11 protein-coding genes are annotated in these 12698 nt (G+C 55.4%); 4 read left to right on the top strand and 7 right to left on the bottom strand.

All coding sequences use genetic code 11. The features are described from left to right. The first annotated feature begins 165 nt into the window (after positions 1-165). The gene (locus SD425_RS22040; protein WP_324672295.1) at positions 166-846 is read left to right on the top strand and encodes an arylesterase; all 681 of its coding nucleotides are present in this window, start codon (positions 166-168) and stop codon (positions 844-846) included. Positions 847-895: 49 nt separating this feature from the next. Here SD425_RS22040 and SD425_RS22035 read toward each other — a convergent pair whose 3' ends face one another. Next, positions 896-1699, bottom strand: a complete 804-nt coding sequence (locus SD425_RS22035; protein WP_324672293.1) for an SDR family oxidoreductase — start codon at positions 1697-1699, stop codon at positions 896-898. Positions 1700-2120: 421 nt separating this feature from the next. Here SD425_RS22035 and SD425_RS22030 point away from each other — a divergent pair, with 421 nt between their 5' ends. Then, the gene (locus SD425_RS22030) at positions 2121-2990 is read left to right on the top strand and encodes an alpha/beta hydrolase (protein WP_324672291.1); all 870 of its coding nucleotides are present in this window, start codon (positions 2121-2123) and stop codon (positions 2988-2990) included. A 93-nt stretch (positions 2991-3083) separates the two neighbouring features. On the opposite strand, the gene SD425_RS22025 is transcribed toward SD425_RS22030, so the two are convergent. Further along, positions 3084-3608 (bottom strand): hypothetical protein, encoded by a 525-nt coding sequence (locus tag SD425_RS22025; RefSeq protein WP_324672289.1) that lies wholly within the window; start codon positions 3606-3608, stop codon positions 3084-3086. A gap of 247 nt (positions 3609-3855) precedes the next feature. Then, a complete protein-coding gene (locus SD425_RS22020) occupies positions 3856-4137 on the bottom strand; it encodes a hypothetical protein (RefSeq protein WP_324672287.1) in 282 nt (93 codons plus the stop codon). A gap of 699 nt (positions 4138-4836) precedes the next feature. On the opposite strand from SD425_RS22020, the gene SD425_RS22015 reads away from it, so the two are divergent. Continuing rightward, positions 4837-6573: a thiamine pyrophosphate-dependent enzyme gene (locus tag SD425_RS22015; protein ID WP_324672284.1), complete on the top strand. Its 1737-nt coding sequence runs from the start codon at positions 4837-4839 to the stop codon at positions 6571-6573. Between the two features lie 198 nt (positions 6574-6771). Here SD425_RS22015 and hemF read toward each other — a convergent pair whose 3' ends face one another. The 4 genes from hemF to SD425_RS21995 all read right to left on the bottom strand — a co-directional run bounded on the left by hemF (position 6772) and on the right by SD425_RS21995 (position 11403). Then, a complete protein-coding gene (hemF, locus tag SD425_RS22010) occupies positions 6772-7695 on the bottom strand; it encodes an oxygen-dependent coproporphyrinogen oxidase (protein ID WP_324672282.1) in 924 nt (307 codons plus the stop codon). A 154-nt stretch (positions 7696-7849) separates the two neighbouring features. Further along, complete coding sequence (locus SD425_RS22005; protein WP_324672279.1) at positions 7850-8749, bottom strand: universal stress protein; 900 nt, start codon at positions 8747-8749, stop codon at positions 7850-7852. 195 nt (positions 8750-8944) lie between these two features. After that, on the bottom strand, positions 8945-9679 hold the full coding sequence (locus SD425_RS22000; protein ID WP_324672277.1) for a sulfite exporter TauE/SafE family protein: 735 nt from the start codon (positions 9677-9679) through the stop codon (positions 8945-8947). Positions 9680-9840: 161 nt separating this feature from the next. Continuing rightward, a complete protein-coding gene (locus SD425_RS21995; RefSeq protein ID WP_324672275.1) occupies positions 9841-11403 on the bottom strand; it encodes a dienelactone hydrolase family protein in 1563 nt (520 codons plus the stop codon). Positions 11404-11627: 224 nt separating this feature from the next. Here SD425_RS21995 and SD425_RS21990 point away from each other — a divergent pair, with 224 nt between their 5' ends. Next, positions 11628-12488: an NAD(P)-dependent oxidoreductase gene (locus SD425_RS21990; RefSeq protein WP_324672273.1), complete on the top strand. Its 861-nt coding sequence runs from the start codon at positions 11628-11630 to the stop codon at positions 12486-12488. Positions 12489-12698: the final 210 nt, after the last annotated feature.

Below are 12698 nucleotides of genomic sequence, written 5' to 3'. Positions count from 1 at the left end.
TCACAACAACGATTTACCCAGCTTCCTCATCGCGCTTAGACTGACAACTCCATAAGCAGTTACTACGAAGACGCGCTAGCCGTTACGATATTTTCTGCCGTTCCGCGTATACTCGAAAAAATTGCTGTCTGCATGAAAACAGTTTCGTTCCTCCTTAGTTGCTGGATGCTTCTCCTGGTTGGTGGCTGCAACAACAACTCGCAACCCGCTGCTGACACCGCCGAAGCTCCCGCTGCTACTCCCAAGGCTGCCGCGCCGGACAAAGCCGCTCCGAAGCCCACCGTTCTTTTCTTCGGCAACAGCATTACCGCTGGCCTAGGTGTCGACCCCGAACAAGCTTTCCCCGCCTTAATAGGCCAGAAAATTGATTCTGCGGGCTTAGCGTACACGGTAGTAAATGCGGGTCTGAGCGGCGAAACCACCGCCGGTGGCCGCAGCCGCGTCGGGTGGGTGCTGCGTAAGCCGGTAGCCGTATTCGTGCTAGAGCTAGGTGGCAACGATGGTCTCCGCGGCATTCCGCTCACTAACACGCGCCGCAATCTGCAAGCCATTATCGATACTGTGCGCCAGCTGAGCCCGCAGGCCAAGATTGTGCTTGCGGGCATGCAAATTCCGCCAAACCTAGGTGTCGATTATGCCAAGCAGTTCAAGCAACTCTACGGCGACTTAGCGCAGAAAAATAAGCTCACCCTTATTCCATTCCTGCTGGAAGGCGTCGGTGGGGTAGCTAAACTAAACCAGCGCGACGGTATTCACCCAACCCCAGAAGGTCACCGCCTAGTAGCCCGCACCGTCTGGACGGTATTGCAACCAGTGCTACGCCAGCCCGTGGCCGTGACGCAGTAAGTCGAGTTGTTGCACGGTGTATAGGCGCTTACTTATGCCCCGGTCTGGCCTACCGCCTTTTACCTGCTTCCCGCATCACAAAGGAGGAAACAGCGAGCAACAGCTTTCGCGAGGGCGTCACGCCGGCGGTGAACGCTAGTATTCTGTTTTGCCAGCCTGGTACGATGTTGAGCTTGCCTCGCATCATGCCTCGATAGCCGGCTCGGGCCACCGCATCAGCCTGCAGCATGGTGCGCTGCGCCTGCGCCGACCGCCCCATATCGGCCCGCTCGACAAAGCCGGTTTCGGTGAGACCGGGGTTTAGCACCGTCGCTGTGACGCCAGTGCCTTTCAGTTCCGCATGCAGCCCTTCGGTAAAGTGCATCACATACGTTTTGGAGGCGCCGTAAGCGGCTAGGTTGGGCAATGATTGGAAGGCTGCCAACGATCCAATATTCAAGATACGCCCAAACCGACGCTGCACCATCTCTTTCACAAACAACGTCGTGAGGGTGGTAAGCGTGACAATATTCAGGGTGAGCATGTTCTCGTACACGGCCGGATCGGCTTGCGTCACTGCCCCGTAGGCACCATAGCCCGCATTGTTGACCAGGTAGTCAATTTTTAGCTTGTGTGCCTGGCACAATTGATAAAGCTCCTGAACCTTGCTGCTTATGGATAAATCCAAGTCGATGCATTCGACTCTAATCCCGTATCGTGGCTCAAAATCCGCCTTGATCTTCTCCAGAAGCTCTTTCCGGCGAGCCACCAACACCAGGTTGATGCCATCTTGCGCAAACAGTTTTGCCAGCTCATAGCCAATGCCGCTAGAGGCACCTGTCACAAGCGCCGTATGATCGTGGGAAGTAGCCATATCTGATAAAAGAGGATGTACTATGCTGATACGAATAAAAGCTAGCTAAGCATGAAAACCATAATAGAAGGTTCAGCTATATAAGGCGTAGGTGACAGATTAAGAATGCATTAAAGAGAAGTGTAAGGATATATAAAACTTGCTCAACCTTAAAGTGAACAGCAAAGCAAGAGCTAAGAGCAAGGTGTTATTGAAGAGGGGTGTCTTCTCGAAGGTTAAAAAAATAGCAAGCCGAATGGAATGATCTTATTGCGGAAAATACGTAGTTCGTACTCGGTATATAGGCGGATTTGTTGAAATAAACTACTTGAATAAGTACTTTAAGAAATGTTGTATTACAATACTGCGTTGTAAAGCTTTACTTTTGGTTTCTTTACGCGTGAAAAACTGAAGAAATTGTATTTATTCAACATTATTTTTAATGCAAAATAGCGGCTCTTCGGTATTCGATACCTTTGCTTACGCTGGCGCTGATGGGGATGGGCGTGATCATCCAAACCATGAGGTGCTGAAGCGCAACAATGTACGTGTGATAGGAGAGGGGAAGACTCCGATTATCCTATGCCATGGGTTTGGCTGTAATCAGCAAATCTGGCATTATCTGGCTACACCGCTGGCTGCACGTCATCAATTGATTCTGTTCGATCATGTAGGCGCTGGCGAATCAGACGTGAGTGCCTACGATTCGAAAAAGTATAGTACCCTAGGTGGTTACGCGCAGGATATAGTCGAAATCTGCCAAGTGCTGAAGCTACAGGAGGTAGTGATTGTAGGGCACTCCGTAGGGGCAATGATTGCGATGTTAGCCGCTATTCAGGCGCCTGAGCAATTCTCGAAAGTAATAATGCTCGCTCCTTCCCCGTGCTACGTCAACGAGCCTGGCTATTACGGCGGCTTCGATCAGGAAGACGTACAGCAACTATTGCAATTGATGGAAGCCGACTACACAGGCTGGGCTTATATGTTTGCGGGCCTGCTCATGGGACCTGATAATCACTCATTAGGCGAGGAGCTAGCTAAGTACTTCTGCGATACTGATTCAACCATTGCGAAGCATTTTGCGCGGGTCGCGTTCTTATCCGACAATCGCTCCGAAGTGCCTCAGCTACTTACAAATACGCTTCTGCTGCAATGCCAGCAAGATGCAGTAGCGCCTGAGGAAGTAGGTGCGTATCTGCTGGAGCATCTCCACGAAGCAAAGCTAGTTCAGCTACAGACTACTGGCCATTGTCCACACCTTAGCGCACCCCTAGAGACATTGGCAGCCATCGAGGCGTTTCTGGCCGCCTAAGAACGAGATAGACCTAACCCGAAAAGCTAGGTGAAAGAAGAACAGCAGAAAGCAAAAGAGCCTCCTAGGAGGCTCTTTTGCTTTCTGCTGTTATTAGGACCCAACAGGGGCTGTTGGTCGGTTGCGCAACGCTTGCTTCAGCTCCTGCTCTTTGATTTTTTTACACGTGAGTAAGATCACGGCGTCGTTGCTCATGGCATTTTCCTCGTAGCTCATGTGTACTAGCTTGGCACTCCACGAGTAACGCTGCGCGAAAGGACTGGCTTTCACTCCTGGCCCTGCCTGCTGCTGCAAGGCAGCTAGTACGGCTCGGCTGTTTTTTAAGCCTTTGGTTTTGATAACTACTACCGCGAGTTTGCCCTTATAAAAACCATACGTAATATCAGCAGCCTCGCCCTCTCCCAGCTTTTTGATTTCACTGCCACGTCGGTAGTAACGGGTATTACCAGCTTTCTCTGCTAGTGCAAGGTCCTTGAAGGCGGAAGTATCTTTCTCGAAGCGGGCGCCGTGAAAGCCATATGCCGTATCTAAAGATTGGAGGTTAGCTTGCTGATCTTGAGCGTATAGTGAAGTGGTTGCGCAAGTAAACAAGCCGAGAAGTGCGGGTAAAAGCTTCATAGAAAGGAAAGCAACTAGCTAAAGAAGAAAACGGATAAGTTAAAAGCATTGCAAAGTGCAATAATATAAATAATGTATAAATAATAACTAGATACTAAAATGCCCCTATGCAATAGCAGAGAGGATAGTTGGCAATAAGTAAAGAGCGATTCGGGGTGCAACTAGGTAGCGTGCATTGCTTGACCTAGTTATCACTGGGTGATATACTAATGGATGCCTAGATCTGAATTGATTGAGCTTTACTCGACTATCCAGCCTCCGTAAAATCGGGAGGGAGTGGCAAAACGCGCTCTATGGCACTCTGTAAACCGGTGAAGTTTATGTTATTGCGCAACGAGTAATGGTCGTGAATGTAGCGCTCCACGATAAAGAAAGCCACTTGCTGAGCACCCATCTGAGCCCAAACAGGACGCACCCCATCAATGCGCCAGACTGCCCGATTGATCGGATTGGTTACGACAACGGTTACGTCTTGCAGGGTTACTCTTTCGCACTGAACAAGTAATTGGTAATCGAGCGTTGCATTCATGAAAGTATACACTAGTATGCTGGCATTCTACCAAATGGCGTGCCTATAGTGTCCATATAGCTGAAATATTAAATATTGATAAATTATCGGAATTGTATTTTATATATAAAGTGCCTTGGCTAGGCCTTATGGAAGCTAGAACCATGACAAACAGCATAAAAGCATGCCATTACTGTTGAGCTTGCTAGAAGCTAGTGTCGTGCTTGCTTAGGCTATACATTATTACCACCTCAACGGATAAGATGCTCCAAAGCAATTAGCACAAATTGATGTAAGACAAGAAGTAAGAATTTCCTCTGTGTCAAAAAAGTACCGAGGCTTTTGTGTAGTCCGGAAACCTTGTTGTTAAGATGCTAGACAAGATCGTTTGCCGTATGCGTGCGTATTCCGTAACTACAGACTGAGAACAAAGCCTAGCCTTCAAAGCAACGCGCAGCACAAAACATGAGGGTTGCTTCTGCTTTTTAGTGTTGTGTGTGTTAGACTGCCAATAAGGCCAGCAACGGAATAGCATCAAAAAACTCTTTGTTCTGCTCGCTCCGCAAAACGTGTATTCGGCGGCTATACAAACGTTTGCAAGAAGTGATAACACAGACCAATCGTGAGTGGCGGAAGCAAAATCCGTCTTTATCACATCATTCAAATGCTAAGTGGTCGCGTATAGCTAGGGTCTTACTTCTGTACCCTCAGTCTGATATCATGGCCAAAAAAGTAGCAGAACAACTTGTAGAAATGCTGGTAGAAGCCGGCGTGAAGAGAATATATGCTGTCACGGGCGACAGTCTCAACGAAGTGAACGATGCTGTGCGGCGCAACGACCAGTTACAGTGGGTGCACGTGCGGCACGAAGAGGCAGGGGCCTTCGCCGCCGGCGCCGAGGCACAGCTTAACGGTATTGCGTGTTGCGCGGGCAGCAGCGGCCCTGGTCACGTGCACCTCATCAACGGACTGTATGATGCCCACCGCTCCGGGGCACCGGTCATTGCTATTGCTTCCACCGAGGCTAGCTTTGAGTTTGGTACGGAGCACTTCCAGGAGACGAACACGATTAAGCTGTTCGACGATTGCAGTTGCTACAACCAAGTGGCCAGCACCCCGCAGCAGTTTGCGCGCATGTTTCAGGCAGGTATTCAGCATGCTATTAGCCGCAAAGGCGTGGCCGTAGTAGGGCTGCCCGGCGACGTGGCCGCCGCAGATGCAGAAGAAAGCATGACTGCTATGCAGGTATACCGAACTGACCCCATCATCCGGCCTTCTGACCTAGAGCTACAATCCTTGGCCAGTCTGCTTAATGAGTATGACAAAGTCACGCTCTATTGCGGCCTAGGTGCCGCTGAAGCCCATGATGAGTTGATCAAATTAGCAGGCTTGCTCCAATCGCCGATTGGCTACACGTTCCGTGGCAAGCTTGAAATTCAGTACGCTAATCCGTACGAAGTGGGTATGACGGGCCTGCTGGGAATGCCCTCGGGCTACCACAGCATGCACGAATCGGAGGTGCTGGTGCTGCTCGGCACCGACTTCCCCTACACGGCTTTTATGCCGGTGAAGCCTAAGATCGTGCAGATTGACATTCGACCCGAGCGGCTAGGACGGCGGGCGAAAGTCGACCTAGGTCTGTGCGGGGCTATTAAGCCCACCTTGCAAGCGCTCATTCCGCTGATCCGGCAGAAAACCGACGACAGCTTCCTGAAAGAGCAGCTCGACTTCTACAAACAGGTGCAGGAAAACATGCGCGCCTACGTGGAAGACACCGGCAAAACCGACGCCATTCACCCCGAATACGTGAGTGTCGTCATCGACCAGCTCGCCGCCGACGATGCCATTTTTACCGTCGATACGGGCATGAGCTGCGTGTGGGGAGCCCGCTACATTAAGGCCACAGGCAAGCGCGTAATGATGGGCTCGTGGAACCACGGCTCTATGGCTAACGCCATGCCGCAAGCCATCGGTGCGGCCCTAGCCCGGCCCGGCCAGCAGGTTATTGCTATGTGCGGCGACGGGGGCCTGACCATGCTGCTCGGCGATTTGTCGACTATTGTGCAGTATAAGCTGCCCATCAAGGTCATCGTGTTCAACAACCGGGCCCTCGGCATGGTGAAATTGGAAATGGAAGTGGCCGGCCTGCCCGATTGGCAAACCGACATGCCCAACACCGATTTTGCCGCCATTGGGCAGGCTATGGGGATTCAGAGCTTCACGGTGCACGAGCCCGGCCAGGTGCAACAGACCTTGGAGCAGGCGTTTGCCCACCCAGGGCCGGCCCTGATCAACATTCTCACCGACCCCAACGCCCTGGCTATGCCGCCCAAAGTGGAGTTTGACCAAGTGAAAGGGTTTGCCCTTTCGATGAGCAAACTCATCCTAGGTGGCCGCATGGATGAGGTGCTCGATACCATCAAAACCAACTACAAGCACATGCGCGAAGTCATTTAGCTTGGAGGAAGCTAAGGGTAGTTCAGCGTAAACGAGCCGCTAGCCGAATCAATATTGATACCCAATAGAACGTCATGCTGAGCTGGTCGAAGCATCTCTACCTAGAGCTACTTTGGCGGTAGAGATGCTTCGACCAGCTCAGCATGACGTTCTAATTTAAGTATTTGGTAAATGCTGCATGCATCCGCATCCCAGCAGCTAGTTTAGCCAATCTACGTCTTTGCGTAGCCAGGCTTGCGTAGCGGCCTCCGGCGAACCAGGCTCGGACTGGCGGTTGTAGTACCACTCGGCTTGCGGCGGCAGGCTCATCAGGATGCTTTCGGTGCGGCCGTTGGTTTCTAGGCCGAAGCGCGTGCCCCGGTCGATAGCTAGGTTGAACTCGGCGTAGCGGCCACGGCGAATAAGCTGCCACTGTTTCTGCTGCTCGGTGAAAGGTAATGTGCGGTTGGCAAGCAGAATGTCGCTGTACACCGCGCCAAACAGGTTGCCTACATCTTGCACAAAGGCGAATAACTCCTCAAACGAACCATCTTCGCCCACCATCAAGCGGTCGAAGAAGATGCCGCCCACGCCGCGGGTTTCCTGACGATGGGGGAGGTAGAAGTAGTCGTCGGCCCAACGCTTGAACTGCGGGTAGTAGTTCGGATTGTGCCGCTGACACACTTCGTAGATGCGCCGGTGGAAGTGCCGGGCCTGCTGCTCATCCACGTAAATCGGGGTCAGGTCGAGGCCACCGCCAAACCATGCGTCGCCATTACCCGCCTCGAAGTAGCGCACGTTCATGTGGGCAATGGGCTGGCGCGGGCTCCTCGGGTGCATCACGACTGATACGCCGGTGGCGAAAAAGCTAGGGTCGGGCATGAGCAACTGTTGCGCGGCAGCAGCGCTCATTTCGCCCCACACCGCCGAGAAAGCCACGCCACCTTTCTCCAGAATGTTACCGTTCTGAATAACGCGGGTGTAGCCGCCCCCGCGCTGCGAGTGGTCCCAGGCATCGGTTTGGAAGGTAGCTCCGCCGTCGGTTTCCTCCAGCTTGGCGCAAAGACGATTCTGAAAGTCGCGCATCCAAGCTTCAACGGTGGCGCGAACGGTGGTGTCGGAAGCAACAGCTACACTCGACATATGAGTAAGAATTTAATAGATACGGTAATAGAGCAGAGACACCTACTTGTGTCTCAATCGTTGCTGATGTTATTTAAACCAAACGGTTATAACGCTGGTCGTTTTGGCGTTAGTCGTTCAACGACGAGACGCAAGTATGCGTCTCTACATCGTTCTAGATATGAGCACCTAGCACCAGTGCGGCTTGGGTTTCGCGCAGGGCTTGTTGGGCGCATCGGTCGCAGCAGGCGGTGGTGGGCTTTTGCTCGTTCTGCTGAATTACCAGCACCGGAATCTGGGTGTGATAGGACTGGGTTTTGGCGTAGCACAGGTCGAAGAAGCGCAGCAGAGAGGCGCTGTTAGTGGGTGCGATGATGAGCAACTGAGTCTGCGTGCGGGCGCAGAAATCGCTGATGCCTTCCAGCGGATCGTCGTCTTCCACGAGGTGGGTGGTGATGTCGGGCCAAGTGAGCTGGGAGGCGGCTTTCTCCATGGCACGCTTCAGGCGCGCACGCTCCGGGCGGCTGGCGGGAGCGTAGAACTGCACGAACTGGAGCTGAGCCGGAAAAGCCCCTTCCAGCGCCGACGTCTTGGGCAGCACGTTTAGGTCGAGAGTGCTGAAGTCGGCGGAAAAGGCCACGCGAGTGGGCAACGAGCGGCGGCCCGGCGGCACCACAAGCACGGGACAGGACACCAAGCCGGTGATGGTGGCAGCGTGGTTGCCGGTGGCTTCCACTCGGCCGCAATCAATGTAATCGAGGCTCATTACCACTAAGTCGGCGGCGTAGCTGGCAGCTTCCGCTTGTACGTGGTCGTGGAGGCAGCCGCTGAGCACCCGGTAGTGGTAGCGGATACGGCGGCCATCTTGGCGGGTGAGCTGCTGGTAGCGCAGGCGCTCGGCTAAGGTGTGCAGCTGCTGTTCGAGCTGCGTGCTTTCCTCGGCAGTAAGTCCATCTCCGTGATGACAATGCAGCAGCACGACCTCGGCCGGCCAGCGCACGGCTAGCTTGTTGGCGTAGGCTAGGGTGTGTTCGGCGGAAGAAGCTAGGTCAATCGGAACGAGAATGGTCTTCATGGAAGGAGTTGATAGTAAGCGGTAGCGGCGTTCGGAGTGCCGGTGAAGTCGAGAGGGAAGGGTAGGTATGCGGCTCTTCTGGTTCGAGGCCAAAGGCATCCGACTGCTAGCGTTAAAAAGGTCTTGGGCACGGCTTGGAGTTGCGTTTCTTTTCAACAGTATCGGCCGGTTGCCTTCAGCCTCGAATCAGAGGAGTTAGCGACAGTAATGCACGGTGGGAGGTAGTTGAGGTTGAGCGGCTTGCGCGGTAGGCGCACTCAGCTGCGGACTCAGGTACGGAATACCTAGCCCCAGCCCCCGCACGATGAACAGCACCGCCATCAGCGAAGCCACATACGGCACGGCTTGGCGCATGCGGGCCCGCCACAGCATCGGCACCAGCCGACCAGTGAGCGACAAACCCAGCATCAAGGGCAGTGTGCCGAGGCCGAAGAGCAGCATATAGCTAGCCGATCCACCTAGGCCCGGCGCACTGAGCGCACCCGCCAAGGCTAGGTACACGAGGCCGCAAGGCAGCAACCCATTCAGCACGCCGGTGAGGTACAACGCGCCGGGCGACGCCTGCTGAAACAGATACGCCAGCGTTTGCTTCAGCCAGGCCAGCGGCCGATCAAGGCCAACGGCTGCAGCGACGCGACTCGTGTGACGCTCCGGCACCACTACCAGCACCAGAATCAGCAAGCCCGATACGATAGACAAGCTTTGCTGCCAACCCGCCAGCCGCAGGGTTTGACCCACTAAACCTGCCCCCGCGCCGAGCACCGTGTAAGTCGTGATGCGACCTAGGTTGTAGAGCAGACGACCACCTAGGTAGTGCCAGTTAGGCGAGGCAGCATCCAGACGGCCGGGCAGCGCCAGCGCAATAGCACCGCACATGCCCACGCAGTGAAAACTTCCTAAAAGCCCAAAAAGAAAACCTGCCCAGAGCATCGGTGAAGGAGGTGCTTGAATTGGGAGGCAAGTACGGCAGCCAACAAAAGAGCCGACATGACAAAAGTCAGTCGGCTATCATGACATTTACCCAGGAGGTGGTAGTCGGCAAAGAAGTAAGCCGCAGCTAGGTGACCAGCTCCAACTAGTCAGGACGCTACCTAGTTAGCAGATGTACTCGGCGCGGGGGCGCCTAGTGCTTGCAGGCGTTGCCGTGCATTGCTGTTCTGCGGGTTCAGCTCTAAGGAGCGGCGGTAGTGCTGGATGGCTGTGGCCGGGTCGTGGTTGTTTTCATCGGCTTCCCCGAGGCTGTCGAAGAGGTTGAAGCTGCCGGGGTAGAGCGCCGTGCCGAGGCGGAAGATGGCAAGGGCGGCGGGCAGGTCGTGTGCGTCGCGCATCAGCTGGTAGCCCCAGGTATTAAGGGCGCTTTCCGGCAGGACAAACGTGGGATCTTGCTGCTGCATCCGGCGGTAGACTTCCAGGGCGTAGGCGAAGCCTTGCTGGGCTAATGCCGCCGCAAAACCGGCTTGCGTGGGTACGAGGTCAGTCTGCGCCGGGAGGTGGTATAGCCGGGCCATATGGGGCGAGACGCCATTTTGCGCGGGGGTGCGGTCAAGAAACTGGCGGCCAGCAGCGTTGCCCTTCAGCGTGGCATTCAAGAATTCTAACGTGTAGCGGCAGGTCCAATGATAGGCAGTTTCCACTTCAGCCCGGGAATACTCCGTGAAGTGGTCGGGCTGGGCCACGCGCAGAGCTAGGGTCGAGAAATCTAGATGCTCCATGGGGTTCATGACGACGTGGTACAGGTCGGCGTACTTGGCCTCATTGAGCAGGATAGACGAGGTTTCCATGTCATTAGCGCTGAGTTCCCGCACCGATTCGGGGCGGCGCTGCACGTACAGCCACGGCACGGTGAGGCGCATGCGGGACACGGCTACAGTATTATCCTTATGCTGGGTGCCATCGAAGCTAACTAGCGCGTCAATGCGTGCGTCTTGGGAGGCGGCCAAAACATTGGCTAGGCCACCCCAGCTCCAGCCAGCGGCGGCCACGTGGGTCATGTCGGCTTGCGGCAGGGTGTGCGCGTAGGAAAGTAGGAACTGAATGTCGCGGGCTTGGGTGGCGAGACCTTCTTGGTCGAAGTTCATGAGGCTCGTGCGCGTACCTAGGCTGCGGCTGGCCAGCACCACGTAGCCGTGGCTGGCGAGGTATTCGCACAGGTCGGCTGCTTCGTGTGCCACCCCGCCACCGCCGGCGGCGTAAATAACCACCGGGAATTTGCCAGTCGTGGCTGGGGCATTGGGCACGGCCCACATGCGCTGCGCGAGCATGGCTTGCGCTTGTTTGGCACCTAGCCTAGCAGTGGCCCATTGGCGTCGGCCATCCATAAATGCGGCTACTTCGGCCTCCGTCCGCCCCAATACTTCGTCGGTAGCTTCCGTGCGCATGTAATCGGCGTAACGCAGGGGTGTGCCTGTTTTCTGAGCCGGGTACCACACCAAGGTTTGCATCGGTCGTGCCTGTTCGCCTGCGTAGGGTTTGCCAGTGACCAAATCGGTTTTATCCCGGTAGGAGCGTGCATAATCGTACTGCTGCACCACGCGGAAGCCCACGCCGTGCGGGCCAGGTTTGAGGTCGGCAAAGCCGGAACCGGCTTGGGCAGTGTAGCCCAACTGGCACAGAATAAAAAGTAACGCGACGCGGAGCAGAATAGAACGGGCCATTAAGCGAGAAAAGGGAAAGATGCGGGTGCTGCAAGGAGGCTAAAAGCAGCACAAACATACAGGATCAGGCTGCTCGTTGTGGCTAGTGCAGCGAGACCTAGGCCACTTTCCAGCGCTACTACTCGCCGAATAAGTCGCGGCATTCCCGCCCCACCAGCCAACCAATTCCAACCTAGGTGGTATAGCAATACCGCATTCTTATTTACCTCACTCAACTCTTGCACATGAGCTCACAACCCCAACTAGGCTGGATTGGCCTCGGCACGATGGGTACCCCGATGTCGCGCCGCCTGCTCGAGGCGGGCTACCCGGTTGCCGTCTATAACCGCAGCAAAGACAAAGAAGAAGCCCTGCGCGCCGCCGGTGCCACCCCCGCCGATTCGCCGGCTGCCTTGGTGCAGCAAGCCGACGTGGTGTTCCTGATGGTATCCGACGATCAGGCCGTGCGCGACCTGTTCACCGGCCCCGACGGCCTGCTAACCGCCGAATCCAGTGGCAAGCTGCTTATCAATATGAGCACCGTGTCGCCCGGCATTAGCCAGGAAATGGCCACCCTCAGCCAACAGAAAGGCCACACCTACCTCGATGCGCCGGTTTCGGGCAGCGTGAAGCAGGCGGAAAGCGGCCAACTGGTGATTATGGTGGGCGGCGACGAGCCGGCCTTCCAACAGGCCCAGCCGCTCTTTGAGCACCTAGGTAAGCTCGCGCTGCACCTCGGCCCGGTCGGCAAGGGCAACCTGGCCAAGCTCGCCATCAACACCTTGCTGGGCATCCACACGCAGGGCTTGGCCGAAACCTTCCTCTTCGCCCAGCAGCACGGCCTGAAACCCGAGGACATGCAGACCATCATCGGCAACGGCGCCATGAGCAACGTGTACGCAAAGATCAAGGGCGACACCATCATGGCCGATAACTTCCAAGCCGCCTTTGCCCTGAAGCACCTAGCCAAAGACCTGCGCCTGGCCAAAGCCGAAGGCCTGAACACGCCCCTGGGCGAGACAGTCCATGAGTCCTTCCAGCAAGCCGCGCCCACCCTGGGCGACGAAGACGTTATTGCCATCATCAAGCACCTGCACCGCGACTAAGGAAGCTAGGGTATCGGCTGCCCGCCAGCTAGGAAGGGGCTGCGTACCCCGCGCCATGAGGAACGGACGAGGCGCACGCAGCCTATCCACCAGCAGCTACCGCAACCTGTAGCAAGCACATACAAAGAACCGCCCCGCCGGAACCTTCTCAATCAGGAGGTTCTGGCGGGGCGGTGTTGCATTAGCAGCAATGGCTTTTGAGGAGGGTAA

The sequence above is a fragment of the Hymenobacter sp. GOD-10R genome (assembly GCF_035609205.1).
In the GTDB taxonomy this organism is placed as follows: Bacteria; Bacteroidota; Bacteroidia; order Cytophagales; family Hymenobacteraceae; genus Hymenobacter.
Note: the sequence above shows the minus strand (reverse complement) of the source record. Positions and strands in the feature narration are given on the sequence as shown.